The organism is Micromonospora sp. NPDC048839, assembly GCF_040649915.1.
In the GTDB taxonomy this organism is placed as follows: Bacteria; Actinomycetota; Actinomycetes; order Mycobacteriales; family Micromonosporaceae; genus Micromonospora.
Genome location: NZ_JBEZGL010000016.1, coordinates 124,501 through 144,788 on the forward strand (window position 1 = coordinate 124,501; position 20,288 = coordinate 144,788).

Genomic DNA, 20,288 nt, shown 5'->3' on the forward strand with positions numbered 1-20,288 from the left:
TCGCCGGTCGACCGTCGTCACCCGGGTCCGACCGACCAAGGCGGCGACCGGGCCCGGAGCCGGTAGCTCCGGGCCTGGTCCGCGTCCCGAGGCGCTGGGCCGGTACGTGTCGCCGGTCAGGGGCTGGTGCAGGAGAGACCGCTGGGCGCCGTGTTGCTGCCGCCGTTGACCAGGAAGCCGAAGGTGGTCGAGGCGTTCGCGCCGAGCGACCTGTTGTATTCGGCGTTACGGACGCTGACCGCCCCGCTGGTGCCGGTGTTGATGCCGTTCCAGACGTTGGCAATGGTCTGGCCGCCCGCCAGCGTCAGTCGTACGGTCCAGCCGCTGAGGGTGGCGGAACTGTTGTTGGCCACGGTGACCTCGCCCTGGAAGCCACCGTTCCAGCTGTTGACCATGCGGTACGTCGCGCCACAGCCACCCGGCGGCGGCGTGGTCGGCGGCGCGGTGGTCGGTGGAGCGGTGGTCGGCGGCGCGGTGGTCGGTGGAGCGGTCGTCGGTGGCGCGGTGGTCGGTGGAGCGGTGGTCGGCGGCGCGGTCGTCGGCGGGGTCCCCGGCACGGTGGTGGAGGCGGCGTTGAGAGCGTTGAGGACGGCGGTGTACGCCGCCTTGGGGTTGCTGTTGCGGTCGAAGAGCAGCGGGCTCTCGTTGCCGCGCCAGGAGTCGCTGTCCCGAATGCCCCACGTCGTGATGCCGACGCAGCGGGGGACGTTCATGCAGGCCTGGGTCAGGCCCTGGTACTGACTGGTTGAGGCGTTGGTGACGTCGGCCTCGGTCAACGCCACGTCGACCCCGAGGGCGGCGAAGCTGGACAGCGTCTGCTGGAAGTTGCCCGGCAGCGAACTGCCACCCGTGAAGTGGGTCTGGAGGCCAACGCAGTCGACCGGGACGCCCCGGGACTTGAAGTCCCTGATCATGTTGTAGACGCCCTGCGTCTTGGCGTACGTCCAGTTCTCGATGTTGTAGTCGTTGTAGCACAGCTTCACGCTCGGGTCGGCGGCGCGCGCGGTCCTGAACGCCACCTCGATCCAGTCGTTCCCGGTGGACTGCAGGTTCGACGACCGTCGGCTGCCGTTCTCGGCGAAGGCCTCGTTCACCACGTCCCAGGCGTAGAACTTGCCCTTGTAGTGGGCCATGACGCCGTTGATGTGGTCGATCATCGCGGCCCGCAGGGCGCTGCCGCTGAGACTTCCCCAGAACCTCGGCTGCTGAGCGTGCCAGGCCAGGGTGTGACCACGGAATCGCATGCCCTGCTGGGTCGCCCAGTTGTAGATCGCATCACCGCGACGGAAGTCGAACTGACCCGGGTTGGGCTGGGTCGCGTCGGGCTTCATCTCGTTGACGGCCGTCATCATGTCGAACTCGCGGTTCGCGATGGTCAGGAAGCCCGAGTCAGTGAGACGGTCCGCCCCCATGGCGGCGCCGAAGTACCGGCCGCTGCGCTCGGCGGCAGCTTTCAGGGTGGTCCCGGGCGGTCCGCTGAGGTCGGCGCGGGCGAAGGTCGCCAGGGCCATCGAGGACACGGTGATCGCCAGGGCGCAGGCCCCGCCCAGAAGCAGCCTGGCGGCACCCCTGGTACGGCGTTTCGGTTGAGCGGGTACGTCGTTCATCGGTGCCTTCTCCTCGGAGTTCTGACTGGTCCGTTACCGATGCGAGGTACGGAATCGACGATCGCCGAAGGCCGACGAACGGAGCACCGCACTCGCCGCGGGGACCAGCACGCAGCAGGTGACGCCGAGCCGGCGTCAACCCGGCCGCGCCCGAATCGGTTGCCACCGCCGGCTGCCCGGTCCGTCCGGTGGATGGCGAGACTCCGCGCCGTACGCCCGTGCGGAGTGACTGCCCTGCCCCGATGTTATATCGAATTGATTCGATCCGCCCACCGTCGACCCGGCGCGGTGGTGAGGCTGAGCCGAGATGGCTGGGCTCGGCTTCGGGTCACTCCTCCGGGGCGATCAGCCGGTCGTCGATGGCGTCGCGGACCGTGATCGCCTCGACCGGGCACGAGTTGGCCGCGTCGAGGATGACCTCGGTCGGGGTGGCGACGTCGGCCAGCGGCGCGGACCGGCCGTCGACCAGGCGGAAGTGCTCGGGCGCGGTGCCGGCGCAGATGCTCGTGCCGATACAGCGGTGCGAGTCCACCCCGATCCGCCACGCGGTACTCACCAGGCCACCGGCATGCCGAGCAGGCCCCGCACCAGCATGCCCCGCTTCCACTCCAGCTCGGCTTCCGGTACGGCGAGACGCAGTCCGGGTAGGCGAGTCACGAGGGTGGCGACGACGACCTGCAACTCCATACGGGCCAACTGCGCGCCGACACAGTGGTGTACGCCGTGCCCGAAGCCCAGGTGCGGGTGCTGCTCGCGGTCGAGATCGAGCCGGTCCGGGTCGGCAAAGACGGTGCCGTCCCGATTCGCCGACGACAGTGAGCCGAGAACCGGCTCACCCGCCCGGACCAGCACTCCGCCGACCTCGACGTCCTCCTTGGCGTACCGGGCGAAGGAGGCCCCGACGCCGAGCGGCACGTACCGCAACAGTTCCTCGACCGCGGCCGGCACCAGCGACGGGTCGGCCCGCAGCCGAGCGAGCTGGTCCGGATTGTGCAGCAGGACGTAGACGAAGTTGGGGATCTGGGTCACCGTGGTCTCGTGGCCGGCCGCGAGCAGCCCTCCGGCCAGCTCCACCAGCTCGGTCTCGCTGAGCCGATCCTGGTTCTCGTCGCGGGCCTGCACCAACGCGCCGAGCAGGTCGTCGATCCCCGGCTCGCGGCGGCGCTCGGCGACCAGGGCACCCATGTAGCCCCAGAGATTGTTCAGGTACTCCTGGATCGTCTCCACGGGCAGGGACGTCGTCGAGACGATCGCCTCGGACCACATGTGGAAGCGGTCGCGGTCGGCGTACGGGACCCCGAGCAGCTCGCAGATCACCTGGATCGGCAGCGGTGTGGCGAGGTGCTCCACCAGGTCGGCCGGAGGACCGAGCCGCACCATGTCGTCGACGAGTGCGTCGGCGATCTCCTGGGTCCGGGGGCGCAGCGCCTCTACCCGACGTGCGGTGAACGCCTTCGCCACCAGCCGGCGCAGCCGGGTGTGGTCGGGTGGGTCCATGGTCAGCATGCCGCTGGACTGCTGACGCGACGTGAGCCTGGGCTCGTCGCGCTGGACGGCCGGGGCGCGGCCGAACCGCACGTCGCCGAGGACCGTACGGACGTCCTCGTACCGGGTGGCGAGCCACGCCTCCTCGCCGTAGGGAAGCTGCACCCGGGTCATCGGCTCGTTCTCGCGCAACTCGCCATAGGTCGGATCGACGACGAGGCGGTCGGGCACACTGAACGGGTACGGCCGCGCGGGCGGAACGGTTCGGCTTCCGATGGTCTGCGCACTGTCCGTCATCCGGATGTCCTTCGTCGAGACGGCGTGATCCTCAGGCCGGCACCACGTTCGTAGCGGTGCCGAATTGCGCGCGTCCAGGGCCTTGCGAACAGCACGCAACAACGCTCAGTGACTCATCGATATCGGATCGTAGCGGCAGATGTCGATGATCGCCATGGCGGCTGGTCCGCGTCCACCCCGAGCGCTCGTCCGTGACTGGATACGACAGCTGGCCTGGCCGGTCGCCCCGGGCAGCGGTGGAGGGTACGCACAGCCGGGCCGGAGCAACGACGACGTTCATCAATGTTGCAATCATGGACTCAGATGTGCTGGAATGGCTCATATCGCCGCAGCACGGGGGCAACCGTGCTGAGAACGGCCAGCACGGGAGCACTCGCAGGGCCAGCAACGCGTCACTTTGACAGGCGCTCGCACGTTCCACCGCCGGGCCATCGCCCTGAGGGCAGGCAGACGTTCCTCGCCCGCCGCATGCATCGCCCGGCACGCGTCCACGACGGCCGACGCGATCGACGCCTGACGTGCCCGGGTGCATCCACCGCTCGCACCCCACGTCCAAGAGGGCTACGGCTTCCACCTCTGCGGAGATGACCGCTGGCACGACGTGGCAGCCGGGGCGCCGACCACGCCGGGCTGTCGAGCAGGGCACGTGGACCACGTGGACCCGTCAAAGATCCGACGATCCCGGACAGCCCGCTCCACATCCACCCATAGATAGATCAGCATTGATATTTGAGTTGATAGATGCAACAGTGGCCTTGGGAGCGTTCCCACACTGATGTTTCGTACCGAGGAACGGAGGATGAACAGTGCGTTTACACAAGCCCGATCAATCCGGCGGACGACCCCGGTCAACCGTCCGTCGATCCCTCCAGGCGCTCGTCCTGATGTTCGCGATGGTGATCGGTACGCTGCCCTGGACCGGCGCTGCTCAGGCACACGGGACCGTCATCAATCCGGCGACTCGCGCGTACCAGTGCTGGAAGGCCTGGGGCAGCCAGCACATGAACCCGGCCATGCAGCAGCAGGACCCGATGTGCTGGCAGGCGTTCCAGGCCAACCCGGACACCATGTGGAACTGGATGAGCCAGCTGCGCGACGGTCTCGGCGGCCAGTACCAGGCCAAAACCCCGGATGGGCAACTGTGCAGCAACGGCCTCTCCAGGAACAACGCCGTGAACCAGCCCGGGGCGTGGAAGACGACCCCCGTCAGCCGCAACCTCACGGTCCAGATGTACGACCAGGCCAGCCACGGTGCTGACTACTTCCAGGTCTACGTCACCAAGCAGGGGTTCAACCCGGCCACCCAGCGGCTCGGGTGGGGCAACCTCGACCTGATCACGACGACCGGGCGATACGCGCCAGCGCAGAACATCTCGTTCAACGTGTCGCTCCCCGCACGCAGCGGGAACCAGATCCTGTTCGTGCTCTGGAGGGCGTCACACCTGGACCAGACCTACATGTGGTGCAGCGACATCACCATCTCCTGATCGGCAGGTCCGACCGGCATGGCACCACTCCGGCCCAGGGTGCGTTTGGCGCCCTGGGCCGGCCCGCTCCCAGACCACACCCTCCGCCCACCTGCTCGAGGAGCTGAACATGCAGCGACGGCGTTATCGCCCGGCCACCATGCTGGCCGGGCTGCTCATCCTGACCCTGTCCGCGCTTCTGCTGCCACCGCCGGTGGCAAGCACTGCGGCAGCCGGCACAGTCCACACCCGTGCGGCGCCACTGGCCGAGCTGACCGTGGTGTCCGAACGGGTGGCGTTCGGGCTGCAGCGCCCGATCGCCATTACCGGACTGCCGGACGGTCGGATGCTGATCGCGGAGAAGAACGGCACCGTCCGCGCGTACCACCCCGACACCGGCTTGGCCGCAGAGCCGGTACTCGACCTGACCGCCCGGATCGACACGTCGGACAACGAGCGGGGCCTGCTCGGCATCACGCCCGCGCCGAACTTCGCGCGGACCGGGATCCTCTACGTGGCCTACACGAGCCTGCCGGCCGGCGCGCTGACCCTGGCGCGAGTGCCCATCGGTGCTCCCGACCGGCTGCAGGTGCTACTCACCCAGGAGCACGCCGAGTTCGGCAACCACAACGGCGGACAGGTGGCCTTCGGCCGCGACGGCTACCTCTACTGGTCCCTCGGCGACGGCGGCAACGCGAACGACCCGTTCAAGAGCGGTCAGAACCTCGGCACCCTGCTCGGCAAGATTCTGCGCATCGACGTCAACCGCTCCTGCGGGGGCAAGCGCTACTGCGTACCCTCCGACAACCCGTTCGTCCGCACGCCGGGCGCGCGGCCGGAGATCTGGGTCTACGGGCTGCGCAACGCGTGGAAGTTCTCCATCGACCCGGCCGACAACTCGCTGTGGATCGGTGACGTCGGCCAGGGTCTGATCGAGGAGATCAACCACGTCCGGCCGTCGCAGCGCGGAGCGAACCTCGGTTGGTCCTGCCGAGAGGGCACACCGGTCTTCGACGAGACGCAATGCCGACCGGGCGTGCGGCTCACCGACCCGGTCGTCGAGTACGACCACTACATGACGGAGAACTGCTCCATCATCGGCGGCCTGGTGTACCGGGGGTCCGTCACCCCGGAGGCGCGCGGGACCTACATCGCGAGCGACTACTGCTCGACCCGCGCATTCGCCGTGCGTCCCAAGTCCACGGGTGGCTACGAGTCCGCCGAGATCGGCACCTTCCCCACCCAGCCGACGGCGTTCGGCGCCGATGTGCACGGCGAGCTGTACGTGCTCAGTGACCTCCCGGGATGGCTGAGCCGGGTACGGTTCGAGCGGGTCCCGCCACCTCCGGCAGCGGGGTGACGAACCGCTGAACCTCGGGACGATCCCGCGCGGCGGAGGCGGGCCAGCACCAGAGCTTGCGTGCCCGACCAGCGCGCTTCCGCCGCGCAACGCACCGCTGCTCGCCAGGTAAGCCGTCTCTCCGCAGAGGCCCGTCACCAGCAACTCCGGTGACGGGCCTCTGCGGACGAGCCTGCGTGGGCCTGGTGACGAACCCTCGGCCCACGAGCGCCGCTCTCCATCCCGCGTCCGACTCGTACGGCAACGGCTTGAGCCCGTCCTCGCCCTGCCACCAGCGCGAGTCCTTGCCGTAGTAGATGGTACGAGCCCAATCGTCAGGCGATTCGTGGAAGATCAGGTCCTTGTCGCCGATGTGGTCGAGGTGTCCCCAAGCCTGATTCACCCGACCGACCGCCTCGTCTTGAGTGATGCGAAGGTCTACCGATGGTGATGCCCCTTGAGTACGGCGGTCGGCGGTTCCAGGCCATGGCCTACCACGACGCCATACGGCATGACGGCCCGGCGCTCGAGCTGGCGGAACTGGTGGACGGCGAGCTGGGTCCGGCCCTCGTGACCGTCACGTTCGCCGGCGAGAACACCGGTGGCGCCGAGGCCTTCCTGATCGACTCTGGCCTGCCACTACCGATACTGGCGGCATTCGTGGAGGAAGCCGTGCGGGAGGAACGTCGTATCTCTGGGGTGGGTCTGCCCGGCCCGGGAGAGACGGAGTGAGCGATGCCAACTCCTGCCGGGCGTTGGGCCCTTCGACGAGCGCCTGCTCTTCGGCACTTCCGAGCAGGAACGCCCACCGCTCGTCGACTCCGCCCCTACCCCTGGCCCGGGACCGCCGGCGATGCCGCAACGGCGCTGGGGACGAGACCGGCCGTCAGGTCGGCGACGGTCAGCGCGGTCCAGGGCGTGCCGGCCCGGCCCTCGATCAGCAGAGCCGCCGACCCCCCGGCGACGTCGCCGCCGACTGCCGATTCCAGTCGATTCGTGTCCACCATCGACGCGAGCACCGTCGACCCGACGATTGACGTGAGCACGCCGGGACCGCTCGGCTCGGCCGCCGCCGCCCGAATCGCCGCCACCGTCGCCGCCGGAGCGCCGGTCGGCACCTCCGTGGCGGTGCCATCGGCGTGGACGACGAGGATCCGGTCGCTGCGGGCCGCCGCGTGCCACGCGACGAGGTCGAGCACGCTCGCCCGGGTACCCGCCTCGAAGTGCTCCCACAGGTCCGCGGCAACCCGACCGAGCCGTCGACCGTACTGGCCGACACTGTGCCCGTAGCCCCGGGTCGACAGACTCGCGTCGACCCACATCACCTGACCCGTGCGCACGTTGAGGACCAGCGGCGCCAGGGACCGGGCATCTCCACGCAGCCCGAACCGCTGCATGACCCGGGCGGCGTCGAACGCGGCACCCTGTTCCTGCGGCAGGGAGAACCCCGCGAAGGCCGCCGTCAGCGCCTCGAAGGGGACGTCGTTGTAGCTCAACACGACAGGCACGGCCCACACGACCCCGGCCGCCCGGAGCGCGGCCTGGTTCAGGTCGAGGAACTCCGTCGCGCCCAGCGGGGCCGGGGCCGAGGTGAGGTCACCGGAATGGACGGCGGCCGTCGCGTTGAACCGCAGCCGGGTGTAGTCGCAGTGCCCTACCGGTGCCCAGGCCTCGTCGTAGAACGCACACGACAGATCGAGGTCGACCCGGGAGGACCCGGCGTCCACCCAGTGCAGGAACAGCCGTACCACCTCGTGGCCGTCTAGTGCGCGGACACTGCCGCGGGACCAGGCGGCCAACTGCTCCGAGCCGGCGCGCTCGCGCATGGGAGCGGGAACGTGGGCCAGCTCGGCGTCGAGAACGGCGACGTCGAACCGGTCGAGCCGGCCGGCCCGGTCGGCAAGTTCCGCGTCGACGGTCGCCCGGACGCGCGCGACCGCGTCGACGGGCAGCCTCCGGCGCCGCTCCGGCGCCGTCCAGGTGCGTACGACATCGCCCTTGGGAAAGAACGTCCGCCGTGGGGTGCCTGGCTCGGGGCCGCGCGCCGGCACCGGCGACACGACCTCGCCGCGGGCCGGCCCGCCAATGCCCAGCGCGCGGCGCAACGCGGCACCGACGGCGCCTATCCCGGTCGTACTGCCGGCCGCGGCCACGTCGGCGACCGAGGCGTCGGCGGCCACGGCGACCCGCGCCTCGGCCGCTTCGACGGCGATGGTCGTGTCCCGGCCGGTCAGGGCAGCGGCCGCGCTCGCGAGGACCATCGGTGCGACCATCGGCGCGACCCGCGCGGCGGCGTCGAGCACGAACTGCTCGGCAGCCGGGTCGTCGGCGAGGCGCAGCAGGTAATCCATACGCCGCCACAGGTCGCCCGGACGGTCGGCGAGGAGGGCGGCGGCCGCGACGGCGTCATCACCGGCGACGGCCTGCTCGACAAGCGCGGCGAAGGTCCGCACCCGCACCGACACGGTGCCGTCGGCGTGACTCGACAGGATCAACCGCTCCGGCCGGCGGGCGCTGACAGCCGCCAGGGTCCGACCCAGGGCGCTGACGGCCGGGACACGGGTGCCACGCAGCGTGGCGAACACGACGGCGGCCTGCGGATACGCGCTGGCCCACTCGAACGGGTGCAGCCGCTCGGCAAGCCGCTTCCAGACGACCGGGTGGCGCGCCAGGTCCTCGGCGGCGGTGGCCGGGTCGAGTGAGTCAAGGAAAGCCAGTACGGCGCGGCGCAGCGGCCGGGGCAGTGCCCGGACCCTCGGGATCTCCACCGTGATGCGCGGCTCGTCGACCGGCCGATAGGCCTCCAGCGGCCCGCCTGTCTCGCGCGGGCGCGGCAGGACCAGTCCGGGGTCGCCGCCCGAGTAGACCCAGAGGGTGCGCGCCACGTCGGTGGCCGTGCGCCACCAGGCGGTGGCGTCCGCGAGCACCTGCCCGGAGGTGTCGGTGAGCGCCGTGGCGTGCAGCGCCCAGGCGATGACCCCGGCCAGGGTCTCACGCGCCGGCACGACGTCCGGCAGCCAGTCGAGCCGTCCTGGTGCGGTGGCGGCGACGAGCGTCCGCAGGTCGGCCAGGTCCGCCGCGCCGAGCGCCGCCGGACTGGCCACCAGGCTGTCCCGCAGGCGCACGGCGGTGACCTCGGGGGTCACGTCGAGCGTGAGCCGTCGCAGGCGCACCGGCGCGGCGGTGGTCGCGTACCCCGATCGGGACGCCGACCCGGTCCGCGGGGTGGGGATCAGCGGCAGGTAGGTGTTGTCGGCCGTGAGCCGCCCGCCGCAGATCGGGCATGCGGTGTAAACCTCGGGTGCGAAACACTCGGCACACACGAGATGGCCACACGGGTCGAGCGGCCGCACGCTGCCGACGGTCCCGCAGAGAATGCAGGGCGCCGCGGCCGTCTGCAGCAGGTGAACGATGAGCCGCTCGACGTAGAGCGCCTCCGGGGCGATCGGCGTGTCGGGAAACCGGCGGAAGAGCGGTACGTGGTCACGGTCCGCGCCGACGACCTCGTCGGCCACCGCCGACAGCCAGTCCGCCCAGCGCATACGCGTCAGCGGGTCAAGCGACGCGAACCGCTCGCGCAGCGCCGTGTCGAGCAGCCAACCACGGGCCGCGAGGTCGGCTTCGAGGGCAACGACCCAGGCCGGGCCGTCGGCGGGGGTCGGCGGACCCGCCGTCGGAAGTGGAACCGCCCCGATTCGGCGAAGCACCACCGTGGCAACCGCGTCCATCGGCCCTCCTTCCCCGTCGATCCGGGCCACCGACCGTTACCGGTCCTGAAAAGGATTGAGAGCCGGGTCGGAGAGTCGGCACGCTAGTTCCAGGCAGAGGGGTCAGAAGGAAGCGCACCTGGGAGCCGACCCGGCTGGTGGATCGTACGGTGGGGGCCGTTCCGTCCGCACACCGTTAATCCGGGCTAACCGGCCTCCCCGTTCCCCACCTGCTCCCCGGAGCCTTGGACCGGAGCGGACGGCCGTCGACCATCGGTGCGTTGCCAGGCGCAGCGTAGATTCGACATGTGGCGGATGGATGGGGACTAACCGTGACCACGGACATAGCGCGGCAAGTGAGGCAATGGCGGGCTGAGGGCTACACGTGGCGCGCCATCGCTGCCGTCGCCGACGACACCTGGGGCACCGACTCCCGTGGCAATCAGCTGTTCGGTGAGGACCTGTGCCGGGAGAGCGCGCGGTTGCTCGGCGAGAATCCGAACGCCGATCCCTGGAACTGACCCGGGGTTTGACGACTGCCCCCGGCCGATGCCGTCCACCGCTGAGAACGCCTGACCCGGGCCGCCTGAACGCGGCTGTCATCGACGCTCCCGGACGGACACCGAGCTAGCCGGAGTAGCAACGTGTAGGGCGCGGATCGACACTCGAAGATACTGTGGATCGACGGCCGGCCGTCCTAGCTCCGTCCGTGCCGCGACCGACGCGGCTGCCGTCACCGAGGAGAAGCCGTGTCCAGCGAAACAACCCGCTCGCCGCTCGTCCTGTCGATCTCGTGGGGTCGGATGGACGTCGAGGACCTTGGAGTTGGCAAGGACTTCAAGCTCTACCCCGGCGGCGGCCGCCCGTGGGACTGGTCCGAAACCGGCACCCGCCACAGCCCCGGTGTCCAACCGGACGACGTCGAAGAACTTCTCTCTCATGGCGCCGAGACCGTCGTTCTGTCGCGTGGCATGCAACTGCGACTGCAGGTCGACTCGCGTACCCTCAGGCTGCTCGAGGAGCGCGGGGTAGCCGTCCACGTGGCCGAGACCACCGAGGCAGTCCAGATCTACAACGCCCTCGTCACCAGTGGCACCGCCGTCGCAGGGCTGTTCCACTCGACCTGCTAGACGCGACCACAGCGCGGCTCAGGATCACCTCGCCGGGCGGCCTGCACACCAGGGGCGTGATCAGGCTCCGGTTGTACAAGGCTCGCGAACGGCAGCGCGTCGTCGATCCTGCCGATCTCGAAATCACCTTCTTCGCGGTGGACCCTGAGACCAGACCGGTCTTCGAGCACGACGGCGTCATGGTGTGGGTCAGCGACCCCGATCACTGCCGGGTCGAACGGCGCGTGCGCGGCCGGGATCTTCACCTGGTCGAGTCCGGCACGAATGTCCTCCCCCGCGCCCGTGGCCTGGAGATCCTGCGCGCGCCCGACGCGGACTACCACTGGGTGCACTCCTTGGACTGGCGCTGGGGCGCAGGCGAATACCTCGACCGCGACCGTGTCGAGGCGAGCGTCGACCGTGCCCTCGACGTGGAACCGTGGGCGGCGCCGGAGGGACCGGTTGGCCTGGTGCATCTGTCCTACCTGATGTGGTTCCACAACGGCGCGATGGCCAACGGCGCCGCTTGGCCGCTGGACGACTGCACCGCCGAGCAGATCGTCGCGTTTGCCGCGGCCGCGACCTACTTCGAACTCGACGACATCGCCGACCTGATCGGCCGCCTCGATCCAGATGACGCGCTCAACCACGAGTACGGGGATCTCAGCAGTTCGTTCGGCGAGGATGCTTCGCTGATCCGCGACGCGCTCCGATGCAAACTCGTCGAGGCTCCGGAGGACTGGGGCCAGTGATTGCCGCGCTCCTGCAGACGACAAGCCTGCGCATCGACGCCGCCCTGCGGGAGGGACATCGTCCAGAGCCGCCTCGACAGGTGCAGCGGAGCGCCCGAGACGTTGAGTCGAACCGGCGGGGAAAGCGGCCGTGGCAGGAATCTGGTCCACCAGCACCCACCTGCTGGCCGGCCCTCCGGCGGGCGCTGGTGCGCCCGACCCGGACCGGGCACCCGCCTGACGGGTTCTGATTTGCCCCTGGCGAGGGTAGGGGTAACTCCCAACCCGACTGGGTGGTAGCAGGATCGAGCAAGATCCAGAAACCGTGGAAGCTCATTTTCATGACCACGCAGAAGATCTCCCGGTTCCATCGGGCCGGCCTGGCCCTCGTCCTTCCCGTCGCCGTGATGGCGGCAGTCGCCGGGTGTGATGACTCGGCGGCGCCGAAGGCCGCGCCCGCGGCCGGTTCGGTAGCCGCCGCTCCCTCGACCTCGACAAGCGCGGCCGGCCCGGCAGGTGCGGCCCCCGCAGCGGGCTTGCATATGGTCGCCACCAACGGGCATCAGCTTGCCTTCCACGTCACGCCCGGTAGTTCTCCCACAATCGTGCTGGACGCCGGCGGTGGCGAGGACTCCTCGTACTGGGATGCCCTGGTGCCGCAGCTGTCGCGGGCCACCGGATCGCAGATCATCACCTACGACCGGGCCGGTCTGGGTGCCAGCGAGGAGGTGAAGGGCCCGTGGGACCCCAAGGCCGCCGCCTCCGACCTGCAGGCCGGTCTGCGTGAACTCGGCGTCACCCAGAACGTGGTCCTCGCGGGCCACTCGCAGGCAGGCGAGGTGGCCCACTACTTCGTCCTCGCGAACCCCGGCGTTGTCTCCGGGGCGGTGCTCATCGATGCCAACGTGCCGCAATTCTTCACCGACACCCAGACCCAACGTCTCGTCGCGCTAACCACGCCGCAGATCGACGAGCTCAAGAAGGCGCCGTCGACGAAGGCGAACCGCCAGCTCATCGCCACGGCCGACAACTTCGGTCCCACGCACCAGGCGTACCACAAGGTCTCCTGGCCCGGCGGCGTTCCCGTCGTCTATATCGTGTCGGACAAGACGCCCTTCGATGGATCTCCGCAGGACGCTCAGGCCTGGCGCGACGCCGCAGCGGCGTTCACCAAGGCGGGGCCCGACCGCACACTCGTCGTCGCCGAGGGAAGCTCGCACGACGTTCCCCAGGACAAGCCCGCCCTGGTGCTCAAGGAAATCGAACAGATGACCACCACCGTCAAGTAAAGGCCATCGGGCCGACGGCTGACAGGACCGGCGAGCCTGGTTGACCGGCGCTGCCCCGGCGTTCTCGGTCAACCAGGCTGCGGAGACGACCTCACCGCGTGCGGTCACCGGTAGAGCGAGCACGGAGTGTCCGGCCGACTCGGAATACGTTGTGGCGCAGCTGCCGATGACCGGGGCAGCGCCGCCGGCGAGCGCGACATGCCACACGGTCCGGATCCCGATGACGGCGAGGTCGCTGTCGAGATTCGGGGAGCGGGCCGGAACTGCTTATGCGATGGGTAGCGTGTGTGCGGGTGTCGATCGACCGAGCCGTCGATCGGCGATACGAGCCTCCGTGGACCACGGACGGAAACCATGGTCGCTGGATCCCACGCGACGTGGCGGACATCGACCGCGGGGAAGTGCGGATCGCCGGCCAACTTGAATCACCAGCCCGGCGGTTCGGCACGATGCGCAACGATGGAGTGAGATGACCGACAACAGCGGAGCCGCCCTGTCCGGCGGCTCCTCGCCCTCGCGGGAGGGCTCCGGGCCGGGTCGCGTCGCTCGCAGCGGTCCGATTCCGCGCTCCGCGCTGGCCCAGCGGATGAGCCTGCTGGGCTGGTCGCTGGTGCTGCTGCCGGGCGCGGTCCTAGGTGCCGCGCTGGCCACACTCTGGATCACCTCGATATCGATCGCCGCGCTTGGCGTCGGCATCCCACTGACCCTGCTCGCGACCGTACTGGTGCGCTGGTTTGCCGACCTGCATCGCCAGTGGGCCGCCGACCGGCTCGGCGAACCGGTGCCCGCCCGGCCCTATCAGCCGACGCCGGACGCCGGGTGGCCGATACGGCTCTGGACGATCCTGCGCGACCCGGCGACGTGGCGGGACTGGATCTGGTTGGTGGTCAACTCGATCACCATCTGGTTGAGTAGCGGGCTGTCGCTGCTGTTCTTCGTCTTCGGAGTCGTATACCTGACCTATCCACTCATCTATCAGTTGACGCCTTCTCAGGTATTCCGCACTCCGATGGGGGAGGGCTTCCGGCTGCACAGCGTCGCGCAGTCGTTCGCGCTGGTACCGCTCGGTCCGGTTCTCCTCCTGCTCTGGTACGTCACTGCGGTGCGCCTCGCGAACCTCAACGCTCGGGTGATCCGCGCCCTGCTCGGCCCCACCGCACAGGCACGCCTGCGGGCCCGCGTCCAACAGTTGGCGACCTCGCGAGCTGAGACCGTCGACACCCAGGCCGGTGAACTGCGCCGAATCGAACGCGACCTGCACGACGGCCCGCAGGCCCGGCTGGTGTCGCTGGGTATGAGCCTGGGCTTGGCCGAACAGTTACTGCCCAACGATCCGCAGGCCGTCCAGCAGTTGCTGGCCGAGGCCCGCGAGTCGACGTCCAGCGCCCTCACCGAGCTGCGCGACCTGGTACGAGGCATCCATCCGCCGGTACTGGCCGACCGTGGCCTGGACGGCGCACTCAAGGCCTTGGCCCTGGTCAACCCGATCCCGACCACGGTGGTGACCCGCCTACCCGGACGGCTGCCGGCCCCGATCGAGTCCGCGGCCTACTTCGCCGTCGCCGAGGCCTTGTCGAACGCCATCAAGCACGCCCAGGCCCAGCAGATCCGGATCACCGTGGAGTTCGCACCCCACCGGGGCGGCGCTACCGGGGAACTGACGATGCTGGTGTCCGACGACGGCCGTGGGGGTGCTTCGATCGATTCCGGCACGGGCCTGCGTGGCATCGTCCGTCGCCTGGCGGCCTTCGACGGCACGCTGACCGTTGAGAGCCCGCCGGGCGGACCTACCGAGGTGAGGATGTCGCTGCCGTGCGTATCGTGATAGCCGAGGACCTCGCCCTGCTCCGCGAGGGCCTGATCAGGATCCTGCGGGCCAATTCATTCGAGGTCGTGGAAGCCGTTGACAACGGCCCCGCGCTGATCCGGTCGCTGACGACGCACCGCCCCGACGTCGCCATCGTCGACGTGCGGTTGCCGCCGACCTTCACCGACGAGGGGCTGCGTTCCGCGATCGAGGCCCGCCGCCAGATTCCAGGGCTGCCCATCATGGTGCTGTCGCAGTATGTCGAGCAGATCTACGCCAGGGAGCTGATGTCAGATCGCGCTGGCGCGGTGGGCTACCTGTTGAAGGACCGGGTCACGGACGTCGACCAGTTCGTCGCCAGTGTCCGGCAGGTCGCTACCGGCAGCACCGTTATGGACCCCGACGTGGTGAGTGCGCTACTCACCCACCGCTCCACCGACCCTAAGCTCCTGGAGCTGAGCCCACGCGAGCATGAGGTCCTCACCCTGATGGCCGAGGGCCGCTCGAACGCTGCGATCGCCGCCCGGATGTTCGTCACCGAGAAAACCGTCAGCAAATACAGCAACAACATCTTCACCAAGCTCGGCCTCAAGCCCTCCGAGGACGACAACCGGCGCATCCTGGCGGTCCTCGCCTACCTGGAAGGTTGAGTCCTTGGCCTCTGCCCCACCAGCCACAGCGCCGAGCAGGCAGAAGAGTCGATAGCGCAGCTTCCCGCATGGACCGCGACCGACAGGTCTTGGACGACTTCGCCTCGGAGAACGCATCGAAGTGGGCGGCCAAGTCCCGGCAGAACACCGAGCGGCCTCCAGAGCAAAACCAGAAGTTGTCAACTGCCGGTCGTCATCATCTGCCGGAAGGTATTCCTCGGCAAGGACAGGGCTCCATGACCGCGTCAGTAAGCAACACCCGGTCCGGGCCGGCCCGGACCGGTACGCACAACAAGCCGCAAGAATCTCAGCACGCCCAGGAGGCGAAGCGGCATACCGCTCCCGGGCCGGGTCGCAGGAAGGGACTGACCCTGTTCGCGTTGGCCCTGGGCGCCTTTGCCATCGGCACCGGCGAGTTCGGCAGCAACGGGATCATCCAACTCTTCGGCCGGCGGCGGTCCAGACCGTTCGGGAGGGGTGCTGGTTGGTGAGCGCTGAGCGGGTCGCGTGCAACGATGCCAGGAGCTGCAGCCGGTCCGCGTCGGCGCTGCCCGGCTCGGCGGTGAAGACGAGCATGACGGAGCCGGGGTTTCCCGGTAGGGGGTAGGTGTCCCAGGCCAGGACAATGTCGCCTACCCCGGGAATCCGGAAGGCCTTGGTACCGCTGACCGACTCACGTACGTCGTGCTGGGCCCACAGCCGCCGAAACTGGGCGCTGCGGATGCTCAGTTCACCAACGATCGCGGCGGCGCGTGGGTGGGTGGGGTCGGTGGCGACGGCGGCGCGCATCATGCCGATGTAGTCCAAGGCCTGCCGCTCCCAGTCCGGGCAGCTACGCTCGCCGGTCAGCGTGTCGTCGAACTTTCGCACACTCTCACCCCGCACCTCGAGAGAGCGCAGCTTATCCATGACTCGCCTACGCACTCCGGCGCTGGCCCGATCCCGGCGACGAGGCGGAAGCCATCCACTCCTGCTTCGGCCGGCACGACGGGAGCACGCCCCCACCGCTCGACCAGGGCGGTTGGCCGTCGTCCCGAGACCGCGTGGTAGCGGAATTCTTGAGGTGCTGCTCCACCTCGAAGCGTTCAGGTACCTCCATCTTGCGGAAGATGGCCAGTGCACGCATCCAATATCGGCGCGCTTCGACTGGGTCCTCGGGTTCGATCTGATGCGCAATCCCAGCCAGGGCCCGCCCCTGTTCGTATGGATGACTGATCCGGCTTGCCAGGGTGAGGGCGCCGTAGTGGGCTTCCACGGCTGCCGCAGGACGTCCTTGGGCGGCAAGGATGAGGCCGATGCCGTTGAGAGCGGCCGCCTCGTTGTGTTTTTCACCGTGGTTCCTGGCCGCGGTCAGTGCTAACTCATGCTGTTTCTGTGCCTCGTTCAGCTGCCGCAGCTCTCGAAGTACCCCTCCCAGCTCGTTGAACGAGGAGGCTGTCCCGAATCTCATGCCCAGCCGGCCCATGAGTCCCAGTGACACTCTCAGGTAGCGCGCCGCGATGCTGTGTTGGCCGAGGCGCGACCTGACAGCGCCGATGTTGCTGAGGGCGAGCGCGATGTTGAATGGGCTCCCGGTCAGGCGCGCCTGAAAGAGGTGTTGTCGGTGCGTGTGGAGGGCTTCCTCGTATCGACCAAGGAACATCAGCGGTAAAGCAATGTTGGACATGACGAACGGCTGGTTCCGCCCTAATGACCGCCGATCGCGCAAATCACGTCTCGACAGTTCGACCGACTCCGTCAGCCTACCCAGATGCCAGTAGACTATTGCAATATTTCCCCTGCTGACCGATGCTCCCAACCGGTCGCCGATGCTCTCCCTCGCCTCGACCGCAGTTTCCAGATCTCGCAGCGCCTGCTCGCAGTCGCCGGTGCGGAGGTGGGAGAACGCGCGGTAGTTGCAGATCATTCCGATAGCTGCCTGATCGTTCAGTTGACGCGCTGCCGCAAGTCCATATTTTTGGGCTTCGAAGAGGTGGTCCGGATACCCACGGACGAAATAGAAACGCCAGGTCAGCCGCGTGAGGCGCCATGCTTGATCCGGATGGCCGCCCTCGGCGGCGAGACGCACAAGAGCGCAGAGGTTATCCCGTTCCTGCTCCAACCAGTGCACACTCGGGGGAAGCGCGGATACCAAGTCTGGACGGAGCGGCTGTTCGAGACCGAGGCTCTGCGCCAACAGCGTCGTCTTCCCCATCGCCCGAGTGGCGGCGAGGCACGCGTACATGCAGTAGTCGAGCAATCGCCCGATCGCCGTCGTGCGGTCGGCCGGTTCGTCGATAGAGAGCGCGAGCCCTCGGGCGTAATCGCGGACCAGATCGTGGAACTGGAATCGACCAACTTCGGGTTCCTCCAGCAGATGGAAGTTGACCAGCTCCGCCACCGCGCCTTCTGCCTCCGCCAGCGGGAGGTCCGTCAGGGCGGCGGCAGCGTCCAGACCGAAGAGTCTTCCGGGGTGCAGGCTTAGCATCCGGAACATCCGGCGCACTGGCTCTCGGAGCGGCTCGTACGTGAGTCTGAAGGCGCCAGCGACGCTGTGGTCTTCGGCGGTGAGTTCGTTCATCAGTGGGGTAGCCAGGTGTAGCCGACGGGCAAGGTCCGCTACTCGCCATCCGGGACGGTGGGCGAGGCGTGCCCCCGCGAGCCGGATCGCCAGCGGAAGGTAACCGCACAAGCGCACCACCGTCGCTGCCGAATCTGAATCGGTGTCTATCCGATCCCGGCCGGCGACCCTGGCCAGCAAGTCGATTGCCTCGTTCGGAGCGAGGACCGTCAATGATGTCGGTGGAGTATGGCCACTGACGAGCAGTCGGCGACGGCTGGTTACCAAAACGAGAGTGCCCGGTGACGTCGGGAGCAGCGGGGTCAGCTGTTCGCTGCTCCCGACGTTGTCGAGCACGAGGACGCTCCGTCGGGCGGCGAGTTCCGCGCGCCACAACATAATGCGGTCGTCGGGCTCGACCGGGATGCGGCTGGCCGGGACGCCGAGTTGCCGCAGCAGGATGACGAGCGCTGCCGCTGGTTCCATCTGCCCGCCTGCGCCGTGTCCTTGCAGGTCGATAAAGAGCTGCGCGTCGGGGTAGTCGTCGGCGAGTTGAGAGGCTACCTCTACCGCGAACGTCGTCTTGCCAACACCGGCCATTCCGTTGATCACCTGCACGACCGCCGTGCCGGGTTTGGGGTCTCGCAAGGTTGCCAGCAGTCCGCGAAGGATCTCGGAGCGCCCGGTGAACGGAACGGACTGCCAGGGCAGCCAGTTGACCTGGCTGGCGGCCTGGTCGCTCCCGTCAGCAGCCGGGGCTGGAGTCTCGGGTGAGGGTCCCGGCCGCTTGGGTACCCCCGACGCAATGACCGTACGAGGGCCCTCCAGGGCGGGATCTCGGTTCAGTACCGCCTGGTGAAGCTGACGCAGTTCAATGCCAGGTTCGATACCGAGTTGTTCGACCAGCTGAGAGCGGGCGGCGGTGTAGGCGGACAACGCACCACATATATTGCCTTGCTGGCACAGCGCGCGCATCAACAACGCATGGCCATGCTCCCGCAACGGATGCGCCAGCAGATGGCCGCGCAACAATGCCAGAGCTGCCGCTGACTCGCCTGTGGCAAGAAACAACTCTGCCCGCTGCTCGACCAAGGCGAGCCGCATCTCCCCTACGGCTTCCGCCCGCGCTGAGAGCATTGGCCCCAGCGGCAGGCCGGGCAGCATCCGCCCCCGCCACCTCCCCTCGACGCGGCTCATCAACTCGTCAGCCTCGGAGAAGTCCCCCCCGGCAAGCGCCACGCCCACCCGCTGGCACTCTGACACGAACCTGAACACATCTACGGCATCCGACGGCAACCGCAACTCGTACCCGCCCCTACGCGGGGACAAGAGACCTCGTCCTTCCGGTATCTGGTCGAACGTCCGCCGGAGTTTCCCGGCGTAACCACGGGCATTCGCTACCGCCGACGTCGGGGGTTTCTCTGGCCATAGCTCATCAACCAGTTCGTCCACTTCGACCAGCCGACCCGGCCTCAACGCCAGCATCGCCAACACCACCTGCTGCTTGGGCGGACCGAGCATCAACGGCGCGCCATCAGCAACGGCCTCCAGCGGACCCAGCAGCGAGAACTCGATCATTCGAACCCCCCGAAAGCCGAACAACAGATCCAGCCGTTCACGACTCACCCTATCGACCCAGGTCGCTGGGGTTCGTGCCAGAGACACTCTTCTGACGAACCGACGCCCGCCGTTACTGGAGTAGGTCGATCATCTTGTCGAAGCGCTGAGCGGGCCCGGCAACCGTGGAGCAGGGCGGAGTTGCTGAGCACCAACCTTCCCCCACCGCCCTGCCGCACAACGGCGTCGCAGCAGATCAACCGTAGGTTGACCGAACTCAGCGCCGGATCGAGCCGCCGACCAATCGAGCGCAGCTTAGGGGTGCGGACGCCAGACCTGCCGCGGGCAGGCCAGCCCGCAAAGGGTCGTTCTTGCAATCTGTCAACCAGCACTGATGGTGGAAGGTGCCATTGACGTGTTCATTCAACACGCCCTTCCGGCAATTCCGAAGTCGACACATCGAGAACATGTCGAAGGAATATCGATTTTCTATCGAACTTCTACTGCACGTTCACATAATCTTCCTCCTGTCCGCTGCGGTAGCCCGTCCGAGCCGGAGGTGACCGTTCGCGACGTCGATGAGAAAAGTCTGGAGGGTGACGATCCAACAAATCCTGACCCTGCAGACAGGATCACGAAACGGAGGAATTTATGTCAACAAGCCCGGCCCGCCTTGGGTCGACCGAGGAGGCGAAGACATCCGTG

The 20,288-nt window shown here is 68.3% G+C and carries 15 protein-coding genes; 9 read left to right on the plus strand and 6 right to left on the minus strand.

The features are described from left to right. Positions 1–116 precede the first annotated feature (116 nt). The 3 genes from AB0C25_RS26825 to AB0C25_RS26835 form a co-directional block, all read right to left on the minus strand. Positions 117–1,607: an endo-1,4-beta-xylanase gene (locus AB0C25_RS26825; RefSeq protein WP_357376958.1), complete on the minus strand. Its 1,491-nt coding sequence runs from the start codon at positions 1,605–1,607 to the stop codon at positions 117–119. 328 nt (positions 1,608–1,935) lie between these two features. After that, positions 1,936–2,163, minus strand: a complete 228-nt coding sequence (locus AB0C25_RS26830; RefSeq protein ID WP_357376959.1) for a ferredoxin — start codon at positions 2,161–2,163, stop codon at positions 1,936–1,938. Next, entirely contained in the window at positions 2,160–3,389 is a 1,230-nt protein-coding gene (locus tag AB0C25_RS26835; RefSeq protein WP_357376960.1) for a cytochrome P450, read from the minus strand. Before AB0C25_RS26835 ends, AB0C25_RS26830 begins: the two co-directional genes overlap by 4 nt. An 893-nt stretch (positions 3,390–4,282) precedes the next feature. On the opposite strand from AB0C25_RS26835, the gene AB0C25_RS26840 reads away from it, so the two are divergent. The 3 genes from AB0C25_RS26840 to AB0C25_RS26850 all read left to right on the plus strand — a co-directional run bounded on the left by AB0C25_RS26840 (position 4,283) and on the right by AB0C25_RS26850 (position 6,926). Then, positions 4,283–4,876 carry a lytic polysaccharide monooxygenase gene (locus AB0C25_RS26840; RefSeq protein ID WP_357376961.1) on the plus strand — a complete coding sequence of 198 codons (594 nt, stop codon included), beginning with the start codon at positions 4,283–4,285 and terminating at the stop codon, positions 4,874–4,876. Between the two features lie 109 nt (positions 4,877–4,985). Further along, positions 4,986–6,215, plus strand: a complete 1,230-nt coding sequence (locus AB0C25_RS26845; RefSeq protein ID WP_357376962.1) for a PQQ-dependent sugar dehydrogenase — start codon at positions 4,986–4,988, stop codon at positions 6,213–6,215. Between the two features lie 423 nt (positions 6,216–6,638). Next, a complete protein-coding gene (locus AB0C25_RS26850; protein ID WP_357376963.1) occupies positions 6,639–6,926 on the plus strand; it encodes a hypothetical protein in 288 nt (95 codons plus the stop codon). Between the two features lie 95 nt (positions 6,927–7,021). Here AB0C25_RS26850 and AB0C25_RS26855 read toward each other — a convergent pair whose 3' ends face one another. Beyond that, positions 7,022–9,922 carry an MXAN_6230/SCO0854 family RING domain-containing protein gene (locus tag AB0C25_RS26855; protein WP_357376964.1) on the minus strand — a complete coding sequence of 967 codons (2,901 nt, stop codon included), beginning with the start codon at positions 9,920–9,922 and terminating at the stop codon, positions 7,022–7,024. 335 nt (positions 9,923–10,257) lie between these two features. Between AB0C25_RS26855 and AB0C25_RS26860 the strand changes: the two genes are divergently transcribed. The 6 genes from AB0C25_RS26860 (at position 10,258) to AB0C25_RS26885 (ending at position 15,487) form a co-directional block, all read left to right on the plus strand. Continuing rightward, positions 10,258–10,422: a hypothetical protein gene (locus AB0C25_RS26860; RefSeq protein ID WP_357376965.1), complete on the plus strand. Its 165-nt coding sequence runs from the start codon at positions 10,258–10,260 to the stop codon at positions 10,420–10,422. Positions 10,423–10,650: 228 nt separating this feature from the next. Next, positions 10,651–11,031, plus strand: a complete 381-nt coding sequence (locus AB0C25_RS26865; RefSeq protein WP_357376966.1) for an Mth938-like domain-containing protein — start codon at positions 10,651–10,653, stop codon at positions 11,029–11,031. Between the two features lie 56 nt (positions 11,032–11,087). After that, positions 11,088–11,762, plus strand: coding sequence for a hypothetical protein (locus tag AB0C25_RS26870; RefSeq protein WP_357376967.1), 675 nt, complete (start codon positions 11,088–11,090; stop codon positions 11,760–11,762). Between the two features lie 320 nt (positions 11,763–12,082). After that, positions 12,083–13,030 carry an alpha/beta hydrolase gene (locus AB0C25_RS26875; RefSeq protein WP_357376968.1) on the plus strand — a complete coding sequence of 316 codons (948 nt, stop codon included), beginning with the start codon at positions 12,083–12,085 and terminating at the stop codon, positions 13,028–13,030. A 469-nt stretch (positions 13,031–13,499) separates the two neighbouring features. Then, positions 13,500–14,855: a sensor histidine kinase gene (locus AB0C25_RS26880; RefSeq protein ID WP_357376969.1), complete on the plus strand. Its 1,356-nt coding sequence runs from the start codon at positions 13,500–13,502 to the stop codon at positions 14,853–14,855. Beyond that, entirely contained in the window at positions 14,843–15,487 is a 645-nt protein-coding gene (locus AB0C25_RS26885) for a response regulator transcription factor (protein ID WP_357376970.1), read from the plus strand. Before AB0C25_RS26880 ends, AB0C25_RS26885 begins: the two co-directional genes overlap by 13 nt. A 432-nt stretch (positions 15,488–15,919) precedes the next feature. On the opposite strand, the gene AB0C25_RS26890 is transcribed toward AB0C25_RS26885, so the two are convergent. Then, on the minus strand, positions 15,920–16,357 hold the full coding sequence (locus AB0C25_RS26890; protein WP_357376971.1) for a hypothetical protein: 438 nt from the start codon (positions 16,355–16,357) through the stop codon (positions 15,920–15,922). Positions 16,358–16,403: 46 nt separating this feature from the next. Beyond that, positions 16,404–19,604 (minus strand): BTAD domain-containing putative transcriptional regulator, encoded by a 3,201-nt coding sequence (locus tag AB0C25_RS26895; protein ID WP_357376972.1) that lies wholly within the window; start codon positions 19,602–19,604, stop codon positions 16,404–16,406. Between the last annotated feature and the right edge of the window lie 684 nt (positions 19,605–20,288).